General features: G+C 66.8%; 22 protein-coding genes. 18 read left to right on the top strand and 4 right to left on the bottom strand.

Translation table 11 applies throughout. The annotated features are described in order from the left end of the window. The first annotated feature begins 19 nt into the window (after nucleotides 1-19). From ACZ5YA_RS10850 to ACZ5YA_RS10825, 6 genes are all read left to right on the top strand, one after another. Nucleotides 20-1,024 carry a magnesium and cobalt transport protein CorA gene (locus ACZ5YA_RS10850; RefSeq protein ID WP_059372212.1) on the top strand — a complete coding sequence of 335 codons (1,005 nt, stop codon included), beginning with the start codon at nucleotides 20-22 and terminating at the stop codon, nucleotides 1,022-1,024. Nucleotides 1,025-1,140: 116 nt separating this feature from the next. After that, nucleotides 1,141-1,797: a thermonuclease family protein gene (locus tag ACZ5YA_RS10845; RefSeq protein WP_464092847.1), complete on the top strand. Its 657-nt coding sequence runs from the start codon at nucleotides 1,141-1,143 to the stop codon at nucleotides 1,795-1,797. A gap of 121 nt (nucleotides 1,798-1,918) precedes the next feature. After that, entirely contained in the window at nucleotides 1,919-4,156 is a 2,238-nt protein-coding gene (locus tag ACZ5YA_RS10840) for an ABC transporter substrate-binding protein (RefSeq protein ID WP_464092492.1), read from the top strand. After that, nucleotides 4,153-5,130 carry an ABC transporter permease gene (locus ACZ5YA_RS10835; protein ID WP_059372223.1) on the top strand — a complete coding sequence of 326 codons (978 nt, stop codon included), beginning with the start codon at nucleotides 4,153-4,155 and terminating at the stop codon, nucleotides 5,128-5,130. The genes ACZ5YA_RS10840 and ACZ5YA_RS10835 overlap by 4 nt, the downstream gene beginning before the upstream one ends. Nucleotides 5,131-5,135: 5 nt before the next feature. Then, nucleotides 5,136-6,632, top strand: coding sequence for an ABC transporter permease (locus ACZ5YA_RS10830; RefSeq protein WP_464092491.1), 1,497 nt, complete (start codon nucleotides 5,136-5,138; stop codon nucleotides 6,630-6,632). Then, complete coding sequence (locus ACZ5YA_RS10825; protein WP_280016640.1) at nucleotides 6,629-8,326, top strand: ABC transporter ATP-binding protein; 1,698 nt, start codon at nucleotides 6,629-6,631, stop codon at nucleotides 8,324-8,326. The genes ACZ5YA_RS10830 and ACZ5YA_RS10825 overlap by 4 nt, the downstream gene beginning before the upstream one ends. A 39-nt stretch (nucleotides 8,327-8,365) precedes the next feature. Here the strand turns inward: ACZ5YA_RS10825 and ACZ5YA_RS10820 are convergent, their stop codons facing one another. The 3 genes from ACZ5YA_RS10820 to ACZ5YA_RS10810 form a co-directional block, all read right to left on the bottom strand. Beyond that, nucleotides 8,366-8,911, bottom strand: a complete 546-nt coding sequence (locus tag ACZ5YA_RS10820) for a MarR family winged helix-turn-helix transcriptional regulator (protein WP_464092490.1) — start codon at nucleotides 8,909-8,911, stop codon at nucleotides 8,366-8,368. Between the two features lie 28 nt (nucleotides 8,912-8,939). Further along, nucleotides 8,940-10,727, bottom strand: a complete 1,788-nt coding sequence (locus ACZ5YA_RS10815) for a collagen-like triple helix repeat-containing protein (protein ID WP_464092489.1) — start codon at nucleotides 10,725-10,727, stop codon at nucleotides 8,940-8,942. Nucleotides 10,728-11,073: 346 nt separating this feature from the next. After that, a complete protein-coding gene (locus ACZ5YA_RS10810; RefSeq protein ID WP_464092846.1) occupies nucleotides 11,074-12,735 on the bottom strand; it encodes a ShlB/FhaC/HecB family hemolysin secretion/activation protein in 1,662 nt (553 codons plus the stop codon). A 546-nt stretch (nucleotides 12,736-13,281) separates the two neighbouring features. Between ACZ5YA_RS10810 and ACZ5YA_RS10805 the strand changes: the two genes are divergently transcribed. The 12 genes from ACZ5YA_RS10805 to ACZ5YA_RS10750 all read left to right on the top strand — a co-directional run bounded on the left by ACZ5YA_RS10805 (nucleotide 13,282) and on the right by ACZ5YA_RS10750 (nucleotide 23,316). Further along, nucleotides 13,282-14,112 carry an MHYT domain-containing protein gene (locus ACZ5YA_RS10805; RefSeq protein ID WP_059372243.1) on the top strand — a complete coding sequence of 277 codons (831 nt, stop codon included), beginning with the start codon at nucleotides 13,282-13,284 and terminating at the stop codon, nucleotides 14,110-14,112. 128 nt (nucleotides 14,113-14,240) lie between these two features. Continuing rightward, entirely contained in the window at nucleotides 14,241-14,441 is a 201-nt protein-coding gene (locus ACZ5YA_RS10800) for a Flp family type IVb pilin (RefSeq protein WP_054453678.1), read from the top strand. Between the two features lie 156 nt (nucleotides 14,442-14,597). Then, the gene (locus ACZ5YA_RS10795) at nucleotides 14,598-15,104 is read left to right on the top strand and encodes a prepilin peptidase (RefSeq protein ID WP_464092488.1); all 507 of its coding nucleotides are present in this window, start codon (nucleotides 14,598-14,600) and stop codon (nucleotides 15,102-15,104) included. Then, nucleotides 15,050-15,511: a TadE/TadG family type IV pilus assembly protein gene (locus ACZ5YA_RS10790; protein ID WP_464092487.1), complete on the top strand. Its 462-nt coding sequence runs from the start codon at nucleotides 15,050-15,052 to the stop codon at nucleotides 15,509-15,511. The genes ACZ5YA_RS10795 and ACZ5YA_RS10790 overlap by 55 nt, the downstream gene beginning before the upstream one ends. Before the next feature lies 1 nt (nucleotide 15,512). Then, nucleotides 15,513-16,004 (top strand): TadE/TadG family type IV pilus assembly protein, encoded by a 492-nt coding sequence (locus tag ACZ5YA_RS10785; protein WP_464092486.1) that lies wholly within the window; start codon nucleotides 15,513-15,515, stop codon nucleotides 16,002-16,004. Continuing rightward, complete coding sequence (gene cpaB, locus ACZ5YA_RS10780; RefSeq protein ID WP_118935006.1) at nucleotides 16,001-16,960, top strand: Flp pilus assembly protein CpaB; 960 nt, start codon at nucleotides 16,001-16,003, stop codon at nucleotides 16,958-16,960. The genes ACZ5YA_RS10785 and cpaB overlap by 4 nt, the downstream gene beginning before the upstream one ends. 65 nt (nucleotides 16,961-17,025) lie before the next feature. Continuing rightward, a complete protein-coding gene (locus tag ACZ5YA_RS10775) occupies nucleotides 17,026-18,387 on the top strand; it encodes a type II and III secretion system protein family protein (RefSeq protein ID WP_118935008.1) in 1,362 nt (453 codons plus the stop codon). Then, nucleotides 18,384-19,712 carry a pilus assembly protein CpaE gene (locus tag ACZ5YA_RS10770; RefSeq protein ID WP_280016666.1) on the top strand — a complete coding sequence of 443 codons (1,329 nt, stop codon included), beginning with the start codon at nucleotides 18,384-18,386 and terminating at the stop codon, nucleotides 19,710-19,712. Before ACZ5YA_RS10775 ends, ACZ5YA_RS10770 begins: the two co-directional genes overlap by 4 nt. A gap of 33 nt (nucleotides 19,713-19,745) precedes the next feature. Continuing rightward, on the top strand, nucleotides 19,746-21,107 hold the full coding sequence (locus ACZ5YA_RS10765; RefSeq protein WP_118935012.1) for a CpaF family protein: 1,362 nt from the start codon (nucleotides 19,746-19,748) through the stop codon (nucleotides 21,105-21,107). Further along, nucleotides 21,107-22,030, top strand: a complete 924-nt coding sequence (locus ACZ5YA_RS10760) for a type II secretion system F family protein (RefSeq protein WP_464092485.1) — start codon at nucleotides 21,107-21,109, stop codon at nucleotides 22,028-22,030. Before ACZ5YA_RS10765 ends, ACZ5YA_RS10760 begins: the two co-directional genes overlap by 1 nt. Before the next feature lie 12 nt (nucleotides 22,031-22,042). Further along, on the top strand, nucleotides 22,043-23,038 hold the full coding sequence (locus tag ACZ5YA_RS10755) for a type II secretion system F family protein (RefSeq protein WP_187774096.1): 996 nt from the start codon (nucleotides 22,043-22,045) through the stop codon (nucleotides 23,036-23,038). Further along, nucleotides 23,038-23,316, top strand: a complete 279-nt coding sequence (locus tag ACZ5YA_RS10750; RefSeq protein WP_464092484.1) for a hypothetical protein — start codon at nucleotides 23,038-23,040, stop codon at nucleotides 23,314-23,316. The genes ACZ5YA_RS10755 and ACZ5YA_RS10750 overlap by 1 nt, the downstream gene beginning before the upstream one ends. Here ACZ5YA_RS10750 and ACZ5YA_RS10745 read toward each other — a convergent pair. Beyond that, a complete protein-coding gene (locus ACZ5YA_RS10745) occupies nucleotides 23,248-24,627 on the bottom strand; it encodes an IS4 family transposase (RefSeq protein ID WP_086911694.1) in 1,380 nt (459 codons plus the stop codon). The two genes, ACZ5YA_RS10750 and ACZ5YA_RS10745, sit on opposite strands and share 69 nt — an antisense overlap. Between the last annotated feature and the right edge of the window lie 85 nt (nucleotides 24,628-24,712).

Genomic DNA, 24,712 nt, shown 5'->3' with positions numbered 1-24,712 from the left:
GCATTGACCAAGGGTGTTTATGTCTACTGAAGAACAGGCCGCCGACGACTCGAAACGAGAGGTCGTCGCATCGATCGCCTACGTGAACGGACGGCGGGAGCGCGAGGTTCCCATCGACCAGGTCGCCCAGTACGTCAGCCAGGACCACGGCATGCTGTGGATCGGCCTGCGCAATCCGCGCCCGGAAGTGCTGGCCAAGGTCGCCAGCGAACTCGGCGCCTGCGACAAGAACCAGGAAGAAATGCTGGAAGCCCACCGGCGGCCGAAGATCATCGACTACGGCAACATGATCCTCATCGTCGCCATCACGGTCGAGGTCGAGGCCGAGCGCCCCATCTTCGGCGAGACCCAGTTCCTGATCGGCGACGGCTTCCTGGTCACGGTGCGGCGCGGCGCGACCGCCGGCCATAGCCCCTTGCGCGAACGTCTGGAAGCCTCGCCCGACCTGCTCAAGCGCGGCAGCGACTATGTGGCTTCCGAGCTGCTGGACTGGCTGGTGGACCGTTATGTGGCGGCCGCCGGCAAGATCGAGTCCGTGGTCGAGGGCGCCGAACAGAAGCTGCTGATCCGCGGCGCCAAGGACTCCGACATCCGCAGGCTGTACCGGCAGCGCCGCGACTTGCTGCGCATCCATACCGTGGTGTCGCCGCTGGCCGAGATCTGCCGCCGCCTGGCGCGGGTCGAGATGTCGGCGGTGGACGAGCATGCCCGTCCGTATTTCGGCGAGGTCGCCGACCGCGTGCTGCGCGTGGATGAGCTTTTCAACTCGTTGCGCGAATCCCTGGCCTTCGCCTTTGAAGCCAGCCTGATGATAGGCCAGGCCGCGCAGAACGACACCACGCGCAAGCTGGCGTCCTGGGCCGCCATCCTGGCGGTGCCCACGGCCATTGCCGGCATCTACGGCATGAACTTCGAGTTCATGCCCGAACTGAAATCGCCCTGGGGCTATCCGATCACGCTGGGCGTCATCGTGTCGATCTGTTCGGTCCTGTATTGGCGCTTCCGCAAGTCCGGCTGGCTGTAGGAGGGGGGGCAGCGCGCAGGGCCGCCGGCGGCCAGCGCGCGTAACCCGCCGGCCGGGCGCGACTCCACGTCCTGCCTTTATGGCAAACTGCCTGCGTTTTCCTACCTGGAGCCCGGCTGGTGCGCGGCAAATCTCCCTTACGCGGCGGCAGCAAGCTGACCGCCCTGATCGTCGCCGTGATCCTCGCGGCGGCGGGCGCCATCGTCAACTGGCTGCAGCCTTCGGAAAGAGATGGGCGCACCGAACGTCCGGCCCCTTCCACACAGGGCCGGCCCGGCGCGACGCTGGCTGGCGGCGTCCCGCAGGGCAGCTACACGGTCACCGGCACGATCGTGAACGTGGCCGACGGCGATACCGTGACCCTGCGCGCGCCCGACGGCCAGCATCGCATCCGCATGGACAGCATTGATGCTCCCGAAGAGGGCCACGGGTCCGATCAACCCGGACAGCCTTATGCCGAGGCTTCGCGCAAGAACCTGGCTGGCCTGGTCGCAGGCAAGACGCTCACCGCGCAATGCTACGAGAAGGATCAGTACGGCCGGGAAGTCTGCGCCCTGATCCTGGATGACGGCCGCTCGGCCAACCGCCTGCAAGTGGAGGCCGGTTACGCCTGGGCCTATACGGCGCGCCAGGGGGACTACCTGCGCGACAAGGCCATGCCGGACCTGCAGCGCCAGGCCAAGGCGGCCGGGCGCGGCCTGTGGGCGCAGCCCGGCGCCATGCAACCCTGGAAGTGGCGCTACGACTGCTGGCGGCAGCGCCAGTGCGGCTGAACCCGCGCGGGCCGGCCCGGAACGCCGCGCCCAAGCGCCGCCAGCCCTGGGGGATGCCTGGGTATGGTCCCCGGCCCGTGTTTGCTATCCTCTGTCGCAACGATTCGAAGGGAAGGTTTCCATGCGTGCATTGAAGCGGCTCTGGGCGGCGGCCATGCTGCTGTCGCTGGCGTTGGCGGGCTGCTCGCAAGAAAGCCCCATCAACAGCCCCTATCCGTCCGGCGCCGAAAGCCAGAACACGCTGTTTTCCGCCTTCGTCAAACGCTCTCCGAAGTACCTGGATCCGGCCAGCTCTTATTCCGGCGACGAGACCCCTTATACGTACAACATCTATGAGACGCTGTACGGCTACCACTACCTGAAGCGGCCCTACGAACTGGTGCCGCGCGCGGCGGCGTCGATCGACCCGCCCGTCTACCTGGACGCGCAGGGCAACACGCTGCCCGCCGACACGCCCGGCGAGCAGATCGCGCAAAGCATCTACGATATCAAGATCCGGCCGGGGACGCGCTTTGCGCCGCATCCGGCATTCGCCCGCAAGACCGACGGCAGCTACGACTACTTTCCGCTGGCGCCAGGAGAACTGGACGACAAGTTCTACATTCCCGATTTCCCGCGCACCGGCACGCGCGAACTGACGGCCGACGATTACGTCTACGCGTTCCGGCGCCTGGTCAGCCCGCGCGTGGTGTCGCCGATCTCCAGCCTCATGACCGAGCACGTGACGGGCCTGAAGGAGTATGCCGACCGGCTGCGCCAGCGCGACCAGGCGCTGCGGCAAGACATGCCGGGCGGCGCCGGCGCGCCGCCCTGGCTGGATCTGCGCGAGGCCGACGGCTTTACGGGCGTGCAGGCGCTGGATCCGCATACGCTGCGCATCCGCGTCAACGGCAAGTACCCGCAGTTCAAGTACTGGCTGGCCATGACCTTCACCGCGCCCATCCCCTGGGAGGCTGATCGCTTCTACAGCCAGCCCGGCATGGCGGCGCACGACCTGTCGTTCAATACGTGGCCGGTCGGCACCGGCCCCTACATGCTGGTGGAGTCGCTGCAGAACCGCCGCCACGTGCTGGGCCGCAACCCCAACTTCCACGGCGAACCCTATCCCTGCGAAGGCGAGCCCGGCGATGCGGCCGCGGGGTTGCTGGCCGACTGCGGCAAGCCCACGCCCTTCATCGACCGCGCGGAATTCAGCGTCGAAAAGGAAGCCATCCCCCTGACCGGCAAGTTCCTGCAGGGCTATTACGACGTGCCGCAGATCGAGCGCGGCGAGTACGGCGTGGCCATGCTGGTCGCGGCGGGCGACAGCCAGGACAAGGCGCGCCTGTACAACGAACACGGCATCAAGCTGCCCACGACCGTCGAGACCGCCAACTGGTACATGGGCTTCAACTGGCTGGACCCGGTGGTGGGCAAGGGCGACACGCCGGAACAGGAAGAAAGGAACCGCAAGCTGCGCCAGGCGATCAGCATCGCCTTCGACTGGGAAGAGTACGTCGCGGTGTTCGAAAACAGCCAGGCATCGGTGGCTTACGGCCCGGTGCCGCCGGGCGTGCTCGGCTACCGCGAGCCGCCCGAAGGCGTGAACCCGGTGGTCTACAACCTGGTCGATGGCAAGCCCGTGCGCAAGTCCGTGGACGTTGCCCGCCGCCTGCTGGCCGAGGCCGGCTACCCAGACGGCCGCAACGCCCAGACCGGCGCGCCGCTGGTGCTCTATTACGACTCCATGCAGGGCGGCGGCTCCAATCCGCAGTTCGACTGGATGCGGCGCCAGATGGCCAAGATCGGCGTGCAGCTGGACGTGCGCGCCACCGACTACAACCGCTTCCAGGACAAGATGATGCGAGGGTCCGCGCAGATCTTCCTGTGGGGCTGGAACGCCGACTACCCCGACGCCGAGAACTTCCTGTTCCTGCTTTACGGTCCCAACGCCAAGGCCAAGGGCGGCGGCGAGAACGCGGCCAACTACGCCAGCCCCGAATATGACCGCCTCTTCGAGCAGATGAAGTTCCTGGACGATGGCCCGGAAAAGGAACAGCTCATCGCCAAGATGACCGCCATCGTGCAGCGCGACGCGCCCTGGATGTTCGGCTACTTCCCGATGTCGGGCGGCGCGTACCAGCAGTGGGTCGGCAATGCCAAGCCGACCCAGATGGTGCGCAACACGCTGCAGTACATGAAGATAGACCCGGTCCTGCGGCAGCAGAAGATCGACGAGTGGAATTATCCGAGGTGGTGGCCGATAGGCCTGTTCGCGCTATTGCTGGCGCTGGCGATATGGCCGTCGTATGTGGCGCTGAAGCGGCGTGAACGCCAGACGGCATTCGCGCCGGCCCTGGGCAAGGAGCATCAATCATGATCGGCTATGTGATCCGCCGGTTGCTGTACGGCGTGCTGATCCTGATCGGCGTGAATCTCTTCACCTTCATCCTGTTCTTCGCCGTGAACACGCCCGACGACATGGCGCGGCTGGCCATCGGCGGGCAGCGCGCCAACCAGGAAGCCGTGGAGAAATGGAAGGTCGAGCGCGGCTACGACAAGCCGCTGTTCTTCAATGCCAAGGCTCAAGGCGCGGCGCAACTGACCGACACGGTGTTCTACCAGCGTTCGGTGCCCTTGCTGGTCATGGACTTCGGCGCGTCCGACGGCGGGCGCGACATCGGCCGCGAGATCAAGACGCGCATGGGGCCCAGCCTGGCGCTGGCGGTGCCCACCTTCTTCCTGGGGCTCTTCGTCAGCATCGTCTTTTCCCTGACGCTGGTGTATTTCCGCGCCACTCGGCTCGACTTCTGGGGCGTGGTGGTCTGCGTGCTGCTGCTGTCCATCTCCAGCCTGTTCTACATCATCGCCGGCCAATGGGTCTTTGCGAAGCTGTTGCGGCTGGTGCCGTTCTCGGGCTTTTCGGGCGGGCTGGACGTGGTCAAGTTCCTGGCGCTGCCGGTGCTGGTCGCGATCGTGTCGCGGCTGGGGCCGGAGGCGCGCTTCTACCGCACCCTGTTCCTGGAGGAGATCGGCAAGGACTATGTGCGCACCGCGCGTTCCAAGGGCCTGGCGGAACGCGTCGTGCTGTTCCGGCACGTGCTGCGCAACGCCATGCTGCCCATCCTGACCAGCACGGTGGCGGCGTTGCCGCTGCTGTTCATGGGCAGCCTGATCGCGGAGTCCTTCTTCGGCATTCCCGGCCTGGGCAGCTACACCATCGACGCCATCAACGCGCAGGACTTCTCCATCGTGCGCGCCATGGTGTTCCTGGGCGCCGCCCTCTACATCGTGGGGCTGATCCTGGCCGACATTTCCTACACGCTGGCCGACCCCCGCGTCCGATTCGAGTAGCCGCCATGCCCAAGTTCGTCTTCCTCTGGACCGATATCGCGCTGTGGCTCATGGCGCTGGGCGCGCTGGCCTATGTATGGCATGTGCGCCGCAGCCCGAACCTGCGCGCGACCTGGGCGCGCGTGGCGCGCGACACGCCGGCCATGTGCTCGGCGGTGATTCTGGCCGCGTTCGTGGTGGTGGGCCTGCTGGACTCGGTGCATTACCGGCCGCTGCTGCCGCCGGCCCCCGGCGCCGCGGCCGACGCGCCGCCGGCCTATGCGCCCGCGGTGCGCTCGGCGCTGGACGGACTGCTCACGGGTTCCGTGCTGACCACGCCGGAAAAGACCTATTCCGAGCCTTTGGCGATACGGCAGTTCACCAAGGAAACCATGCTCGTCAACGACAAGCCGGTGCGCGACTTTCCCCGGCTGCGGGGAGCGGGCGTGCATCTGGAGGACGCCGACCGCGACCACCTGGGCGATGTCGCCAAGCGGCTCGGGCTGGGCTTGGCCGCAGGGCTGGCGGTGTCCGCCGCCGTGATCGGGCTGATGTACGCAGGCCTGGCCCGGCGGCGCGCCGCAAGGGTCGCCGAGGAGGCGGCTTCGGACGTGCCCTGGCGCGCCATGGCCGTCACCTTCACGCTGCTGTGCCTGACGGCTGGCGCCCTGGCCGGCCTGTCCAGCGGCTATCACGCGCTGGGCACCGACCGCATCGGCAACGACGTGCTGTGGCAGGCCCTGAAGAGCATCCGCACCGCGCTGGTCATCGGCAGCCTCACCACCATCGCCATGCTGCCGCCGGCCATCGTCTTCGGCATCGCCGCCGGCTATTTCAAAGGCAAGGTCGACGACGGCATCCAGTACCTCTACACCACCATCACCTCGATTCCGGGCGTGCTGCTGGTGGCCGCCTGCGCGTTGATGATGCAGGTGTACATCGACAACCATGCCGACCTGTTCGACACATCGGCCGCGCGCGCCGACCTGCGGCTGTTCCTGCTCTGCATGATCCTGGGCTTTACCGGCTGGGCCGGGCTGTGCCGCCTGCTGCGCGCCGAAACCCTCAAGCTGCGCGAGCTGGAATACGTGCAGGCGGCACGGGCCTTCGGCGTTTCCCACTGGCGCATCATGACCCGCCATCTGCTGCCCAACGTGGCGCACCTGGTCCTGATCACCGTGGTGCTGGAATTTTCCGGCCTGGTCTTGTACGAGGCGGTGCTGTCCTATCTGGGCATAGGCGTGGATCCCAGCATGAACTCCTTCGGCTCCATGATCGACGGCGCCCGGCTGGAAATGTCCCGTGACCCGATGATCTGGTGGAACCTCTTGACCGCATTCCTGTTCATGCTGGCGCTGGTGCTGGCCGCCAACCTGTTCGCCGACGCGGTGCGCGACGCCTTTGATCCGCGCACGCGCCGCTACAAGCCCGGCCGCATGGCGCGCTTCGGCCTGTTCGGCCGCGCGCCGCGCACGGCCCTGGCGACCGATACGCGCCAGTCACGGCCGGGAGATGCGCCATGAGCCAGGCTCCCTTGCTTGAAGTGCACGGCCTGGACGTCGATATCGCCGGCGAAAGCGGCATGACGCATGCGGTCAAGCGGCTGCAGCTGGCGATCTCCAGACGGCAGACTTTCGCGCTGGTCGGCGAATCGGGTTGCGGCAAGAGCATGACGGCGCTGGCGCTGCTGCGCCTGCTGCCCGACGCCGGCCGCATCGTGGGCGGACAGATCGACCTGGACGGAGAAGACCTCAACCGCCTGCCGGAAAGCGCCATGCGCGGCGTGCGCGGCGGGCGCATCGGCATCATCTTCCAGGAACCGTCCACCAGCCTGAACCCGGTCATGCGGGTGGGCGATCAGATCATCGAAACGCTGATCGCCCATACGCCTTTGCGCGGCGCGGCGGCGCGCGCCCGCGCCGTGGATTGGCTGCGGCGGGTGGGCATTCCCGAGCCCGAGCGGCGCATCGACGACTATCCGTTCCAGTTCTCGGGCGGGCAGAAGCAGCGCGTCATGATCGCCATCGCGCTGGCGGCCGAGCCCTTGCTGCTCATCGCGGACGAGCCCACCACGGCGCTGGACGTCACGGTGCAGGCGCAGGTGCTGGATCTGCTGGCCGACATCCAGCGGGAAATGGGCATGGCGGTGCTGCTGATCACCCACGACCTGGCGGTGGTGAAGAACGTCGCCCACCACGTGGCGCTGATGCGCGGCGGCGAGATCGTCGAAAGCGCCGACGCCGGAGAGTTCTTCCGCGCGCCTAAGCACCCCTATGCGCGGCAGCTGTTCGAAGCGATCCCCACGTTCGAAAAGCGCGGTACGCCGCTCACGGAAAGCGGCCGCGAGGCCATGGCGCGAGACGCGGCCCGGGTGGCCGCCGACGCCCAGGCGCGCGATGCCGGCGTGGTACTGGACGTGCAGGACCTGAAGGTCCATTACCCCGTGCGCAAGGGGCCGCTGCGCCGCGTCGCGTCCTGGGTCAAGGCCGTGGACGGCGTGACCTTCACGCTGAAGGCCGGCGAAACGCTGGCCCTGCTGGGCGAGTCCGGCTGCGGCAAGACCACCACGGGCAAGGCGCTGCTGCGATTGATCGACGGCGCGCGCGTATCGGGCCGGGCCATGCTGCAGGGACAGGACGTGCTGTCGGCGGACCGGCGCACGCTGCAGCGGCTGAGGCAGGACATCCAGATCGTCTTCCAGGACCCGTATGCCTCGCTCGATCCGCGCATGCGGGTAGGCGACATCCTGGATGAGGGGCTGGCGTCCCTGCGTGCCGGCATGGACAAGGAATCGCGCCGCGCGCATGCCGCAAGGCTGATCGAACGCGTGGGCCTGCCGTCCAATACCCTGGCGCGCTATCCGCACGAATTCTCGGGCGGCCAGCGCCAGCGGATCGCCATTGCGCGGGCGCTGGCGGTCGAACCCAAAGTGCTGATCTGCGATGAGCCCACGTCGGCGCTGGATGTCTCCGTGCAAGCCCAGATCCTGGACCTGCTGCGTGAATTGCAGCTTGAGCTGGGCATTGCCTATCTGTTCATCACGCACAACTTCGGCGTGGTCGAGTATCTGGCGGACCGCATCGCCGTCATGGACGGCGGACGCATCATCGAATTGGGCCAGGCCGATGCGGTGCTGCACGAACCCCGCCAGGACATGACGCGCAGGCTGCTGGCTGCGGTGCCGCGCCTGCACTTCGGGCCGCCCGAAGCGGCCTGATCCGGCTCATGCGGCGGGGGCGGGGCCCCCGCCGCATGGTTACACGGATTGGTGTGCGCTGCCTCTTTCCAGCCACGCCAGCGTGTCGCGCTTCAGGCTGCGGCCGCAACGCGTCAGGAATGCGTGCACCGCTTCCAGTTCCGCGGTGTCATAACCGCGTGCCGTGGTCGCGATGGCTTCGGCGATCCACTGCCGTTCCTGCGCCAGCGCCTGGCACGACTCCTCGACCGGCCGGATCACGATCATCCGGCGGTCCAGCGGGTGGCGGCCGCGCTGGACATAACCGGCCGCTTCCAGCCGGTTGATCAAGGCCGTCGCGCCGCCGGAGCTGATGCCCATCAACTGGGCCAGATGGCCGGTTGGAAGGGCATCGAACTCCATGACCAGCTCCAGCGCCTTCAGGTCCGCCAGGGGAATGCCCAGCTTTTCCGCCAGGGCCGACTGGCATGCCGCGTTGTAGGCGGCGAACTGCCGCCCCAGCAGCAGGACGATTTCGTCCAGCATGCCGGACCGCCGGTTGCTTCCTGCTGATTCAGCCATGCCGGTCACATGCTCGTGGTGAAAGTAGGTCTGTTGTTGCAGCATGATGTGGGTTCCTGGCGGTTGCGATGGATCACTTCTTGCCGGCCAGGCCGCCGAGCAGTCCGCCCAGCAGGCCGCCGTTGGCGGTCCCGCCGGAAGATCCGCCCGCCGCCGTGCCGCCCGTCAGGCTGCCTGTCACCCCGCCCAGCAGGCCACCGAGCAGTCCGCCGTTGGCGGCGCCGCCGCTCGTGCCGCCCGATCCTCCCGTAGCGGCGGGCGCGCCGGCAGGGGCGCCTGCGCTCGCCCCGGCGCCAGCGCCGGCCGCGACATTCACGCCACCCACCAGCCCGCCCAGCAGGCCGCCGCCGTTCGTGCCGGCCGAGGCGCCGGCTCCGGCCGCGGCGCCGCCAGCTCCCGTCAATCCACCGACCAGTCCGCCCAGCAAGCCGCCGCCAGCAGCGCCTCCCGCCGTGCCGCCGACGGCGCCCGTCACGCCGCCCAGCAGGCCCGTCACCGGAGCCAGCAGACCGCCGTTGGCGCCGCCAGTCGCGCCGCCTACGGCCCCGGTCACGCCGCCCAGCAGACCCGTCACGGGCGCCAGCAGGCCGCCCGTGCCGTTTGCGCCGCCGGTCAAGCCGCCCGTCACCCCGCCCAGGCCCAGACCGCCGGTGAGCGAGGCGACCGCGCCCGTGGCGTTGGCCAGCGTCGAACCCAGCGGATTGGCGTTGCCCGGCGTGGCATGCAGCAGGCCGCCCGCGCTGGCGACCGCGCCGCCCAGTCCTTGCAGCACGCCGTTCAAGCCCGGCGTGCCGCCCGGCAACGCGCCGCCCAGATTGGTGACCGTGCCGCCCAGGCTGGTCAACAGGCCGGCCACCGGCGCACCGAGTTTGGTCGCATCGCCCACTTGCTGCGTCAGTCCCGTGACCTTGCCGGCCAAGGGACTGGCGGTGGGATCGAGCGCGCCGCCCACGCCCGCCAGCATGGGCTGCAGGCCCAGTGGCAACACGTTGTCGACCGTCTTGCCGACATTGCCGAGCGCAGGCTCGAGCAGCGGAGTGGTGGGGCCGCCAAGCACGCCGCCGGTCACGCCGCCCACCACCTGGGTGATGGGCTGCAGCAGGCCGCCCTGGCCCGACAGCGCCCCGGTCAAGGCGCCCACCGCGCCGGTGGCATTGCCCAGCACGGTCGTCAGCGGATTCGGATTGTTGGGGTTCGCGTTCAGCAGGCCGCCGGTGCTGGCGACGGTCTTGCCCAGGCCGTCCACCAGGCCGCCCACACCGGCGCCCAAACCGCCGGGCAGTCCCGATCCCTTGACGTTGGTGCCCAGGTCGCTGACCAGGCCTCCCACCTGCCGGACGACGCCGTCAGCCGGCTGCCCCAGACCGGTAGTCGCGCCAATCTGCTGGGTCAGGCCGACGACGGTGTCGGCTACCGGTTTGATCGTGGGATCCAGCGCCTTGCCCACGCCGCTCAAGGTTGTGTCCAGATTGAGGGGCAGGGTGTTGTCGAGCGCTGCGCCGGTATTGCCCAGCGTGGTTTCGAGCAGGCCGCTCACGCGCGGCGGGTTGGTGCCGCCGCCAGGATCGGTGCCGCCGCCGGGGTTGGTGCCGCCGCCAGGGTTGGTGCCGCCGCCGGGGTTGGTGCCGCCGCCAGGATTGGTGCCGCCACCGGGGTCGGTGCCGCCGCCAGGATTGAGGCCGCCGCCGGGATCAAGGCCGCCACCGCCAGGATTGGTCGGAATGTCCGTTCCGGGCAGACCCGCGGTTTTCTTTCCGCCGCCGCCGCCGCCGCAGGCGGCCAGGGCACTCACCAGTGCGGTGGCCAGGACGGTGGCGGTCAGGGCGCGTTGCAGGCGGCGCGTGTCGGAATGGGTATGCATGGCGAGCTCCTTTGGTTGGAAGAGTCAGGCGTCGAAACAACCCGATACGCTTCCTCATGCACAAACCATGCCAAGATTTTTCAGAACCGCTTCAAAACGCCAGTTCCGGTAATTCTTGATGAATTAAATCGCTTTGTTATCAATAGGGTATCCAGGAAATTAAGGGTTTTCCTTAAATCTGGAAAATCCGCATTTTTACGATCGCCAGGAGCCTGCGAATGTTACGGAAAGCCGTCCATCCGACGTAACGTTACGTCGGACGTTACGTAACGCCGGCGGCGTCCCAAGAAAAAACGCCCGTCGTAGCGGGCGTTCATCTGCTTGCCGGGCGCGTCGTCCAGGGCGCCTAGAACGCGTCGTAGAACAGCGAATAGTTGGCGTTGAAGCGCACGTTGCGGTTGTCGGTCACGGTGGCCGATCCCACTGGCTTGGCCACGTTGAAATCGAACAGATAGTATTTGTCGTCGGTAAAGCGCAAGCCCAGGGCCACGGAAGACAGGTGCCGCTGGTTCAGGGTCTGCAGGTCCTTGTTGTTGTACCAAGTGCGCGCGTAGTCGACCAAGGCATAGGGCTGCACGCTGGACAGGTATTCCCAGCCCACGCCGAAGCGGCGATTGATTTCCGCCGATACGCCGACGCCCTTGTCGCCGCTTTGCTCGCCCTGCGGATAGCCCATGGCGTAGCGCCAGCTGCCGTACGAGATCTGTTCGGAAGAGGGCAGGATGTTGCTGGAGTATTGCGCCGCGCCCGAGAAAACCAGGCCGATCTGGGCGGGCAGCACGAAGGTTTGCCTGGCGTTCAGGTTGTAGCGGGTGAAATCCAGGTCCAGCAGCGGGGTGGCGGAATAACCGTAGTTGGTCGATATATCCTTTTTCGCGCCGGCGGCGTCAAAACCCTTGGCCACGCTCAGCGTAACGTCGGTGGCCTTGGTCTCGGACACCTGGATGTAGCGCATTTCGGCGGTCGCCGCGCGCACCTGCGCATCCTGCTGCAGCCAGCGGTCGGTACTGCGGGCCTCGTACCGGTCCTTCGAATTGGCCGCGTATACGCCCAGGGTTCCTGTCAGCGATCGGGTGTTGTTCAACAGGAACGGATAGCTCACGCCGACGCCGATGCGGTCGTTCTTCACGCGGCGTTCGAAGCCCAGCATTTCGATTGCGTCGTCCTGGGGCCGGGCATCGTAGTGATAACCGTCGATCTTGATCGCCAGGCCGTCCGCACCAATCGGCACCCGGATTTCGCCCGATACGTACTTCACGTCATCGGTATTGAAGGGCACCGAGGCAGTCAGCTTCACTTGCTCGCCCAGGGGCGTCAGGCTGTTGGTCGCCAGGTTCACGATGGGCTGCATGCCGGTGCCCAGATCCGCGATGCCGCCCGTCAGACTGACGGGCTGGCGGCTGGCCGTCAGCACCAGTTCGGTCGCGCCGTCCGCGCGGCGGGGCAAATCCAGGCTGGGCGTGAATTTGACGCCGGGCACGGTGCGCATCAGGTTCAACTGACGTTCCAGCGTGGCCTGCTTGAGCGGCCGTTCTTCCTGCATCGGCGCGGCCAGCGCTTCAAGCCGGTCCTGCGCATTGCCGATGTCGCCTTCGATCCGCACGTTGGCGATGTAGCCCTCGACCACCGTCACCACCACCAGGCCGTTGGCGAAGGTCTGGTTCTGCAGCAGCGCGAAGGAAAGCGGGAAGCCCTTGTCGCGGTAGAGCTGCGTGATCTTGTCGACTTCCTGGACCAGTTCGCCCAGGCTGATTTCCTTGCCCGCGAGCGGGCTGAGCAGTCCGGATACTTCCTCGAATGGAATGGCGCGCACGCCGCTGACGTCGAAATTGCGCGGCACGATGCGTTGAGCCAGCCGGGCCTGCAAGGCCAGTTGTTCCGGCGTTGCCGTCTGGACGTAGGGCGGGGGTTGCGTCGCCGAGGGCGGACGCTCCAGCCGCGGCATGGCGTCCACCGGATTGCCGCGTAGCGGGCCTTCCGCCCTGGCCTGAGAGCCGGCCGCCATCATGCACAAGAGGGCGAGGCAAAGCGGACTCGCCGGAAACATGCGTCTCTTGCCTTTTTCGTCTCTCATTTCCGCTGGCGTTTCTGAACGGATAGCCGATCCCGGTTGAGTATCGGATGGAAAAGGCCTGCAACAGTGTTAGGAGAAAGTTGCATTTGCCGGTGCGCATATGGTGCCAGCATTACCAGCAGAATGACAAATAATTTCAAATTCCGCCTCCCCGGACTCATCGCATTGATATTATTTCGAAATATTCTTGGGTTGCGGAAACTATTTTCAGGCCAAGATAACCGCCGTTCAGCAGGTTTTAATAATGTTTTCGAAAACTTAGGAGTGTTCGTTACACATCTTATGTCGCAATATAGCGAAATTCAGTGAAAACCCTGATGTGTATGATTTGGCAATATATAAACTAAAGATACGTATCAAAAATACGCAAAATGTGTGGGCCCGCCCGGAGGTGAAGATGGCTGGGGATTACCGCAAGAATTGCTGCAACTGCCTGGCGGCCGCGTATTGCCGCCATGGCTCGCCACAAGCGGGGCATCCATGAGCCCGGGCGATGTCGTTCCGCTTTCCTTCAACGGCGGTCTGGTCGCGCTTTCGTTCCTGATTGCCGCGTTGGGTTCGTATGTGGCCCTGCTGGCTGCGGCCGGTATCCGGGCAGAAACCCAGGACGGCGAAATCCGCATCGGCTATATCGTCATCGGCGCGGTTGCGATGGGCGGCGTGGGTATCTGGAGCATGCATTTCATCGGCATGCTGGCGCAGAACCTGCCATTCGAAGTGGGTTACCAGGTCGGCCTGACGATACTCAGTTTCGTGGTTGCCGCAGGGTTTTCCGGCTGGGCGTTCTGGTATGTCGGCCGTGAACGCTTTACCTTTCTCCGATGCCTGGTCGGTGGCTGCGCCGCGGGGTTTGGCGTGGCCTCCATGCATTATGTCGGCATGAGCGCGGCGCGCATGCCGGCGGTATTGCTCTGGAACCTGCCGCTGGTTGTCTTGTCGGTGCTGATCGCCGTCATCGCGGCTACCGCGGCCTTGTGGCTTGCCTTCAATACCCAGAATGAACGCCAGCGCATCGGCGCGGCGGTGTTGATGGCCATCGCGGTTTGCGGCATGCATTACACCGGCGCCGCAGCCGGCGCGGTCATCTGCACAACACAGAACGACGCCGTCGGCCTGCATATCGGCGGCGCCAAGCTGCCTTACATCGCTTTCGCGCTCTCGATCGTCACCTTGTTCCTCATGCGCTGGCACTTGCAGCGCGCTTCCGAACGCTTTCGCGCGCGCACGGCGCAGCGCATCGACTCGATCATTGAATCGGCCCCTGGCGCGGCTACGGACAGATTGCCCGGAGCCACGCCGGGGCCGGGTTAGCTGGACCCTGGACGCGCGCCGCGGGAATCACAGCGGCGAGCGGGCGGTTCCAGGCTTTAGGGGGCTCTGCTTCTTGAAGAACATTGAAGAGCGGCCCCAGTCATCAATCGAGACCCATGGAGCTCGACATGAAAGCGACACTTGCGCAGTTCTGGAATGACGAAGACGGCATCACCGCCCTGGAGTACGGGCTGATCGCGGGAATGGTGGCGGTAGCCCTCATTGTCGCGGTGGGGGCGTTTACCGGGTCCTTGAAGGGCATGTTCGAGGAACTTGGCACCAAGCTGGACAACGCCAAGACCGGTACCACTACCCCGCCTCCGACCTGAGCCGCAACCCGTCCGCGCCGTGGCGGCGGCGTGTTCCCGGCCGCCGCGGCGCGTACCCGCAACATGGCATCACTTGATTGAAGGAGTCCGCGCCTATCGGGCGCGCCCATCGTCGTATCCGTTTTTTCAGAAGGTCCAGCCTTGTATCCAGGGGTAGTGCTGTGGTGGCTGTTGTTCGCATGCTGGATTCTGGCGCTGATCCACGCCGATCTGCGCTATCGCCGCGTCCCCAACCGGCTGATCATCGCGGGACTTGCGGGCCAATTGCTATGGCTGCTGGCAGCCTTGCTGGCGCCCGGCTGGGCCTATCCGCCGCGATGGTCGGGATGGTTGATGGCGCTGGCCGGTTTTTTGGCCGCGGCGCCGTTCCTGCCGCTGTGGCGCAGGCGTCTCATGGGGGCGGGGGATATCAAGGCCATTGCCGTGCTCGGACTGCTGCTGGGCTTCGCGCCGCTGATGGCGACGCTGGCGCTGGCCAGCGTGCTGGCCGGCTTGCATGGCCTGCTGTATCTGGCGGTGTCCCGGGTCTGGGCGTTGAGCAACCGGGCGCGCCAGATTCCCTATGCCGCGTATCTGGGGCTCGCCGCCGGCATCGCGGTTCTTATTCCGTGGAGTTCGCCTTGGTATTCGTGGTGTTCTTCCTGGTGTTTTACGGGATCCTGACGTATTCCCTGGTGGTCGCCGCGCAGCATTCCGTGACCTTGGCCGCACAGGATGGCGCCCGCAAGGTCCTGCAGTGGCAGGCGGGTTCCGCGTCGCTGACGGCGCGGGCCAACGCCGGCCGCGATTCGGCGCTGTACCAGGCGGAGTGGATCAGCACGATGTCCGCCGCGCCGGTCCAGGTGGCGGTCTGCGGCAGCGCGGGCGCGCTCAGCAGCGCGGCGGGCGGCGCCTGCAGCGGCATGCCCCTGGCGCAGGATCAGATCGAAGTCTACGTGTCCTACGCATATGGCGCCCATCCGCTCATCCCTTCGGTGCCGCTCCTGCGGGCGGCGCTGATGCCGGCCTCCAGCGTGCTGAGCGCGCGCGCCACGGTGCATCTGGGCAATGCCTTGGGCGGGGGAGGCTGAGATGCGAGCTCATGCGCAACACCCTGGGAGCCAGACGCCACGCAAGCGCCAGCGCGGCATCGCGGCGTTGGAGTTTTCGTTGACGCTCACCCTGCTGCTGCTCTTTATTTGCGGCGTGGTCGGGTTCGGCGCGCTGTTCTGGATGCAGCAGCAGTTGGCCGCCGCCGCGGCCGATGGCGCGCGCGCGGCCGTCTATGCCCGCTTCAGTGGTCAGGCCGATGTGCCTGCGGCGGCCTGTCTGGCGGCGATGGGTACGTTTTCGGCCGGCTCCGCGGTGCTGTGCAGCGCCACGCGCGCGCCCTGTGCCTGGACGGGGGCAGGCGGCAGGCCGGCCGATTGCGCCACTGTCGCCATGACCTACAACACGCAGTCCTGGCCGCTATTGGAGACCGTGCGGGGGCTGATCACGGCATTGCCGGGCGCGAACCGGAACTGGATACCCAACAGATTGCATTCGCAGGCTGTCGTGCAGATATCGCAGGGGACACCATGAGCAGTCTGAGCAAGATCATCGCGGGCATGTTGCTGGTGGCGGGCCTGGTGCTGGCCTTCGTGGCCTGGCGGCTGGCCTCGGCGCCCGCGAGTCCTCCGCCCAGCGTGACGCCTGCGCCTGTCGCGGCGGCGCCCGCGGAACCGCTCAAACTCCATCCGGTGGTGGTGGCCCGAGAGCCGATCCCGGCCGGTTCGCGCATCGACGGCGCAAGAATGCTGACGGTGGCGCAGTGGCAGGTCGCGCTGTCCGGAGGGTTTGCCGACGTCGCGCCGCTGGAGGGCGCGGTGACGAAGGTCGACATCGCCGCAGGCGATCCGATTTTGCCCAGCCTGCTGACGCAAGGCCTGGCGCGCCAGCTCAAGCCGGGCGAGCGCGCCGTCGCCATCGCGGTGGACGAAGTGATCGGCGGCGGCAATCGTATCGTCCCTGGCGACATGGTGGACGTGTTCTTCATGATCGAAAAAAGCGCTGAAGTTGCCGTCGGCCAGGCCCGCCTGCTGCAGTCGCAGGTGCGCGTGCTGGCGTATGGCAGGGCTACGGTGGAAGGCCCGGATGAAAAGTCGGCGCTGCAGCAAGGCGGTCCTGGTCAGCCGGCGCGCACCGCGGTGCTGGCCGTGCCGGTCGAACGCGTCAATGAGCTGATGCTGGCCAGCCGCGCCGGCCGCCTGCAGTTGGCCTTGCGCCCGGTGGGCGACGACAGCATGCCCGATGCGCAGTTGTTCGCCCGGCGCGGCACGGTGCTGCCGGTGCGCACCGACCTGACCCCCGCGCAGCGCGAGTCGCTGCTGACGGGACCGAACCGCGCCTACGCCGGCGAGAGCCTGGTGCAACTGGACGGCACGACGGCCGCGGCGTTGGCGCCCGCCACCCGCGCCGCCAGCCGGCCCCAGGGTTCCGGCGGCGGCCGGACAGTGGAAATCATCCGAGGAGAGAAATCCGAGCGCGTGCGCTATTGAACGGGGCTGCGGGCGGACCAGGCGCTGACCGCAGCCGGACTTATTCCATCATCGGGTCCAGCACTATGAAGAAACATCAGCGCACCACCATGATCTGCCTGCTGTCGGCTGCGGCGGCGATGGCGCACGCAGGTCTCAGCCTGGCTCAGATCGCGGCGCCCGCGGCCGGAGCGAGCGCGCCGGTCCGCGACATCTCGATGGCGGTGAAGGGGCAGCAGACTCTCATGCTGGATGGCGGCGCGCCCACGCGCATCGCCATCGGCGACCCGGATGTGGCGGACGTGAAGGTATTGCCCGCCTCCGGCAAGCGCGCGGGCTCGGTGCTGCTCTATGGCAAGAAAGCCGGCACCACGCAACTGCAGGTATGGATCGGCAACAATGCGACTCCGCAGATATGGAACGTCCGCGTCGGCGGCAGCGTGCAGGGCGCCTTGGCGAGCCGCGGCCTGGGCGGCGGCGCCAACGTGGACATCGCCGACGGCCATGCCGTGGTGTCGGGACACGCCGAATCGCAGCTGGGGCAGATCGCGTCGGCCACCATGGCGGCATCCGCCGTCGGCGGGGAAAAAAACGTGGTGGACATGTCCACCGCCGGCAGCGGCGGGGTGGTGCAGGTGGAAGTGAAGGTCGTGGAAGTGTCGCGTTCGGTGATGAAGGCGGCCGGCATCAGCTTCACGGCCAGCAACGGCCCCTGGAGCGGCGGCAGCTCCACCATGCCGGCCAGCCTGGGCGGCGCGCTGGCATCCGGCTTTTCGCTGTTTTACGACTCCAACAATTTTTCGGCGCGGCTGCGGCTGCTGCAAACCAACGGCATGGCCCGTGTCCTGGCCGAGCCGACCCTGGTGGCCTTGACGGGGCAGAGCGCCAGCTTCCTGGCTGGCGGCGAATTGCCGATTCCGCAGGCCGGCGGCCTGGGCACGGTCAACGTGACCTTCAAGCCCTTTGGCATCGGCCTGACCGTCACGCCCACGGTGCTGTCGCGCGACCGCATCTCGCTGAAGGTCGCGCCCGAGGCCAGCGAACTCGACTACACCAACGGCATCGCCATCAATACCAGCGCGGATACCAGCACCATCATTCCCGCCCTGCGCACGCGCCGCGCCGACACCACGGTGGAACTGGGCGATGGCGAAAGCTTCGTGATCAGCGGCCTGGTATCGCGCCAGACCAAGGCCATGGTCAACAAGGTGCCCATGCTGGGCGACCTGCCCATCATCGGCTCCTTTTTCCGCAGCGTCGACTATTCCCAAGAGGACACCGAGCTGGTCATCGTCGTGACGCCGCGCCTGGTGCGCCCCATCGCGCGCGGCGTGGCCCTGCCGCTGCCGGGAGCCAAGCAGGAGCAAACGGATACGGCGTTCAATGCTTGGGGCTATTACCTGACCGGCCCGGTGGGCGGCCAGCAGATGCCGGGCTTTTCACGGTGAGCAATATGAAGACACATGCCAGCGAATGGGTGGGCCTGCAAAACGGCACGCGGTTCCTGTTCTGCTCCCAGGGCAACGCGGTTGCCGCACAGTTGGGACAGGCCTTGGGCGACCTGGGGATGCTGACCCAGGAAGCGCCGCGCATCGAGGAATTGGCGCGGCGCCTGACGGAGATCGCGCCGCAGGTGGTGTTCCTGGACTTCACACTGAGCGACGACGAACCCGGCAAACTGTTCAAGTCCGCCGAACTGGCGCGCTTGCTGGCCCGCATCGCGCCGACCTTGCCGCGCGTGGCGGTCGGCTTCCTGAGCCAGCCGGAGGGGGCGATCGCCGCCTTGCGGGCAGGCGTCAGCGATTTCGTCGATCCCTCGGTGGCACCGCAGGAGATCAAGGAGGTGGTGCTGCGCCTGCTCGACCGGCCATCCGACGGCCGCATGGACGGCACGCGCCGCAGCGTCGTGCTGCTGGGCGCGCGGCCTGGCGTGGGGACCAGCACCTTGGCCGTGCATATGGCGGGGATGGTGCAGGACCGCTTGAAGCTCGCGCACGGCCAGCGCGCAGCCACGAGCGGCGCCAAGACGCCCAAGCCCGCCGGCGAGCCGCTACCCCTGTCCAGCCGCGTCGCGTTGATGGACCTGGGCTGGCCCATAGGCGATTGCCAGCTCTACCTGAACATCGGCGGCGACTTCGATTTCGCCGAGGCGGCCCGCAACCTGCGCCGCCTCGACTCGACGCTGCTGGGGTCGGCCATGGCGCATACGGCCAACGGCTTGAGCGTGCTGTCGCTGCCGCGCGATCTGGGCCAGATGCGCGACGTGTCGCAGTCGGATTCGCTGCTGGTGTTCGAGCGCATGCGCCAGCACTTCTCGGTCGTGGTGGCCGATGCGGGCGGTTTCAGCAACCCTGAATTCGTGTCGGGGTTGGCGCGCGCCTCGCAGCTGAATTGGATCGTGACCGACCAGAGCGTCGGCGCGCTGGTGTCGCTGGCCGGCGTGCTGCAGGAGCTGGAGCAACAGCACGTGGACCGGCGCAGCCTGGGCCTGATCGTCAACCGTTATGACGAACGCTACGGCATGACGGCGCAGCAGATCGCCGAACGCTTCCAGCTGGAACTGGTGGGCACGCTGCCGGACCGCACGCTGCCGCTGATGGTGTGCACGAACCGCGGCCATCTGCTGCACGAAGAGGCCGAACGCGATGTCTACGTGCGGGCGGTGCAGGCGCTGGCGGAACGCCTGTGCGCCGAAGAGAACGCGCCTGGCGGGCGGGCAGGCTGGCTGGCCACCTGGCTGCCAGGCGTGCACCGCCGCATGGTGGTCGGTTGACGGACAGACAGACGGACGGCTACGGGATCCGACATGATCATGACAGCGACGATAGAGTTCGGCGGCGATGGCGACAAAGGCTTTTCGGCGTCGGACCGCTACCAGGAAGTGAAGACGGCGGCCTACGAGCACCTGCTGTCCCGCATCGAAGAACTGGGCGCGGAGTTCGGCCGCTGGGCCAGGTCGGCGATCCAGGAATTCGTGGACATCGAGGTCGCGAGCTTCGTGCGCCTGCGCAGGGTGCCGATCAACGAAGGGGAAATGCGCGCCATTGCCGAAGCGCTGACCAAGGAACTGGCCGGCCTGGGTCCCCTGGAGGATCTGCTGGCGGACCCGGCCGTGGAGGATATCCTGATCAACGGCTATGACAATGTCTTCGTTTCGCGGCGCGGCGTGCTGGCCCGCGAGACGCTGCGCTTCACCGACAACCAGCACGTGCTGCGCATCGTGCGCCGCATCCTGGCCCCGATCGGCCGGCGGCTCGACGAGTCCAGCCCCATGGTGGACGCGCGCCTGCCCGACGGCGGCCGCCTGAACGTGGTGATCGAACCGTTGGCGGTGGACGGCCCCATGGTGTCGATCCGCAAGTTCCGCCAGGATCCGCTCAAACCCGCGGACCTGCTGACCCTGGGCAGCTTCGACGAAGAGATCTACCGGCTGCTGAACGAGGCGGTGAAGAACCGCTGCAATATCCTGGTGTCCGGCGGCACCAGCTCGGGCAAGACCTCGCTGCTGAACGCGCTGGCGTTCTTCATCCCGGAAACGGAACGTGTGGTAACAGTCGAGGACACCGCCGAACTGTCGCTCAACCATCCTCACGTGGTGCGGCTGGAGTCGCGCCAGGGCGGTTTTGACGGCAGCGGCGCGGTCAGCATCCGCGAGCTGATCCGCAACAGCCTGCGCATGCGGCCGGACCGCGTGGTGGTGGGCGAAGTGCGCGGCGCCGAGGTCATGGACATGCTGCAGGCCATGAACACCGGGCACGAGGGTTCCATGGCGACCATCCACGCGAACTCCCCGCGCGAATGCCTGTACCGGATCGAGATGCTGGCCGGATTCGCCGGCTTCCAGGGCAGCGAGGACAGCTTGCGCAGGCAGATCGCCAGCGCGCTGGACTTCATCGTGCAGATCGGCCGCCTGTCCAACGGCAAGCGCCGTGTGCTGTCGGTGACCGAGATCACAGGCATGGGCGACAACGTGATCTCCACGCAGGAACTCTATCGCCACGAATCCTATGCGACGCCGGACGGCGAGGAGAAGGATCGCTGGAACTGGCTGGGCATCCATCCTCACACGCCCAAGCTGGCCAAGCTGCGCAACGAGGCGCGCGCCAACGACAACCCGCCAGACGACCGCGATGGCGGGAGCGGCGGATTCTGGAGCAGGAGGCGCTGATGCCCGAAGCCCTGGTCCTTGCAAGCCTGGCCGCGGTGCTGGCCATCGCGGCGGCGCTGCTGTGGCGCCACGCCGACCGCAGCGCCCGCCGGGCGGCCAGCTCCGCCTTTCTGGAAAGCCAGTTGCAGCGGGGCCGCGACGCGGCCGCCGCCGACGCGCCGTTCGCCGAGAGCTCGCGTCAGTTCCGCAGCGGGTTTTCCGGCTGGGACCGCTTGCTGCGCCTGACCGGCCTGCGGCAAAGCGCGGGCTTGTATGTGCGCATCGCGCTTCCCGTCGTGGTCGGCGCGGCGCTGGCGTGGATCTTCCTGGGGGCGCTTTCCGGCGCAGTGAGCTTCCTGCTGCTGGCCGTGTTCGCCTACTTCCTGCTGTGGCTGCGGGCCGACAAGCGCCAGCGGCGCATGATCTCGCAGCTGCCTGCGTTCCTGGACAACATCGTGCGCCTGCTTACCATCGGCAACAGCATGGGCGCCGCCTTCCAGACCGCCGCCGCAGCAGCCGACGAGCCCTTGCGCGAAGTGGTGGAGACGGCGGCCAGCCTGAGCCGCTCCAAGGAGCTGGATGCGGCCTTGGCGCACGTGTCGCGCCTGTATGGGTTGAAGGAGCTGTACATGGTGGCGGCGCTGGTGTCGCTGGCCCTGCGGTTTGGCGGCCGCAGCGACCAGGTGCTGGAACGCATGGCGGCCTTCATGCGCGACGTGGCGCAGGCGCGCAATGAACTGACCGCCAGCTCGGCCGAGGTCCGCTTGTCGGCCTGGATCCTGGCCTTGCTGCCCGTGGGCATCGCGGGCTTCATCATCGTCGCCAACAACAACCTGTTCATGGGGCTGTGGCAAGACCCGCAAGGCTTCAGGATGCTGCTGACCGCGGTCTGCCTGCAGATCGGCGGCTGCTATTGGCTCTATCGCATGGCCAAGGCCATCTGACCGGGGGGGCGCATGCACATCCTGCAATCCTGGAACGCTTCCACCGTGCTGGCGATGGCGCTGATGCTGGTGGCGGCCGGCCTGGTGGTGCTGGGCCTGGGCATGGCGCGGCGCTTGCGCAGCCAGGGCCGCAGCCGTCAGGTGGTGGATCAGGCGCTGGCCGCGCGCGACGGCGCGAAGGCGCCGGCGGCCGCGCGCAACGAAGGCGGGCAGGGCAGGCTGGCGGCGGCCGCGCGGGCGGCCGACACGTTCGGCAAGCGCCTGAGCGAGGGCCGGCTGGCCGACGCCCTGTTGGCCGCCGAGGACCGCAAGCTGGTGGACATGGCCGGCTATGCCGACCCCGGCACCGCGCGCTCGCGCTTCGTCCTGATCCGGTTCGGGCTGGCGATTCTGCTGCCCGTGGCGGCGGTCGTGCTGGACTGGCACAAGCATCTGCCGGATATGCCGCTGGGCGCCTTGGTCGCGGCCTTCGTGGCCTTCGCGGTCGGCTACATGCTGCCCAAATGGATCGTGCAGCGGCGCCTGGCGCGCCGCCGCCGGCAGGCGGCCGATGAGCTGCCCTTGCTGATCGACCTGCTGCGCCTGTTGCAGGGCGTGGGCCTGTCGATCGACCAGAGCCTGCAGGTGCTGGTCAAGGAGTTCGGCCAGGTGCTGCCGGTGCTGTCATTCGAATTGCGGCTGGCGTCCGAACTCTATGTGCGTGGCCGCACGCGCGAACAATCGCTGGCCAGGATGGCCACGGGCTTCGACAACGACGACCTGTCCGCCATCTGCCGCCTGATCGCGCAGGTGGACCAGCACGGCGGCGCGGTGCAGGAGCCCTTGAACCGCTTCGGCGAACGCCTGCGCGACAAGCGGCGCCTGGAGCTGAAGGAGAAGGTGGGCAAGACCACGGTCAAGATGACCGGGGTCATGATCGTGACGCTATTGCCCGCGCTGTTGATCGTGACGGGCGGGGCCGGTTTTATCGCGGTGTTGCGCGGCTTGTCGCGCATGGGGGGGATGTAATGAACGGCGCAACGGAAAACAGCTCGCGCGCATGGCGCTGGGCGCTCGTCGCCACGGTGCTGGCGGCGGGCGCGGGTTTGAGCGGATGCAAGACCAACAACGCGGAATCCGCCTGGCAACTGATCCAGCAACAGCAGCAGGAGCAGGCGCTGCTGCGGCAGAAAGAAGACGAGGCCCAGAGCAAGAGCCGGCCCAAGGAAGAATGGCACTTACTTTGGATCCCAGTCGTGACCATGCATCTTGATTTTCCGGCGAGCATGGGCACGCGGGACCTTTAACCATGAGTAGGGTTTGGGTCGTCGCTTTCGCATTCGCGGCTCGATACGTCCGGATCGATTGCCCACTCTGCACTGGGCGATCAATGTGAACAGCCGCCCGCCATCCTTCGCTGCCGACAGACCGCGCGAGACCCACTCGGTCCACAATTGCACCGTGTGCTTGAAGCTCAGCTCGCGCGGGTCGACACCGGCATTGCAGGCGGCCTGCGCCATGAGCAGCCGGATCACGTTGTAGGCCAGTAGATGGACCCACAGCTGTTTCTCGTTCATCTGCGGCGTCTGGCAGCTCAGCACATCCATGCCCGTGGTGGTCTTGAGGTTGCGCAGGTCAAGCTCGACGTTCCAGCGACGCGCATACAGCGCCGAGAGATCGTCCTTGCTGACCTTGCGATGATCGAGCATCGTGGTGACCAGCACCTGGTGGGCGACTTTGACTTCACGGACCATGAGTTCGTCGGGGAAGTGAGCGTACTGCTCGGGCGTCATCCACTCTGGGCGCGCCGCAGGCTTGGGCCAGTGCACCAAGTGATCGCGCGTGCCCAGCGACTGGCCACGGCGAAAGTCGGTGATACGCGAGCCGTTTTGCTCGAACAACACATCCACGCCTGTGGCCATCAGAGTGGCGATCAAGAAATAATTGCAGTACAGGGCATCGGCCAGCATCACATCGCCTGGGGAGAAGCCTTCGAGCAGGCCGCGCACCAGTCCGAGTTCGCCGCTGCCCTTGCCGCTGTGGGGTCCTACCGCCATATCAAGCGCCGCGCCGCTGGCCAGGCAAATCACCATGACAAGTCGCGCCAGAGGAAAACCCACTCCGGGCGCCTGGGTGTTGGGCTGGGGATACAAGGCTTGGTTCTCCGGAGTATCGGGCATCGAGATCCCGGTGCCATCGACCAGTTTGACCGAACGCCCGCGCCACAGCCATGGCGCCAGCGCCTTCTGGCTGAGCAAGCGCCCTGTTTCGCGCGTGAGCGTACTGACCATCTCCAGCGGCAGGCGCTGGCGCGCCCGGCAGTATCCGCCGGTGCGAACGCTGCACGGGCTCAGACCATCGGCTGCGCGTTGCGCTGCCCAGCCGTTGACCGCCTTCTGGCACGAGCCATCGGCCTCCAGCACCTGACGCATGAACATGGACAGCGCAACCGTGGGCGGATAGAGCCGCTCGCGATGCTCAGGCAGCAGCGCTTCGGTTGTCGCCAGCAATTCCGGGCTGGTCAGCACGTTGAAGAACTCCACCGCCGGGGTTGCCCGTGCCCGGCGTCCGATCCTGCTTCGACGTTGATGCAAAGCGCTTCGTGCATTACGATTCATGGTGGCTGGCCTTTCGAAAGATGGTTTGGAAGCTTCGTAACAACCATCCTATCAATCCCTTGGTCAGCCACCTCCTTTTTTCTTC

It is taken from the genome of Achromobacter sp. JCM 18799, from assembly GCF_055395645.1.
The sequence above is the reverse complement of the archived record's forward strand: the minus strand, read 5'-3'. Positions and strand labels throughout refer to the sequence as shown.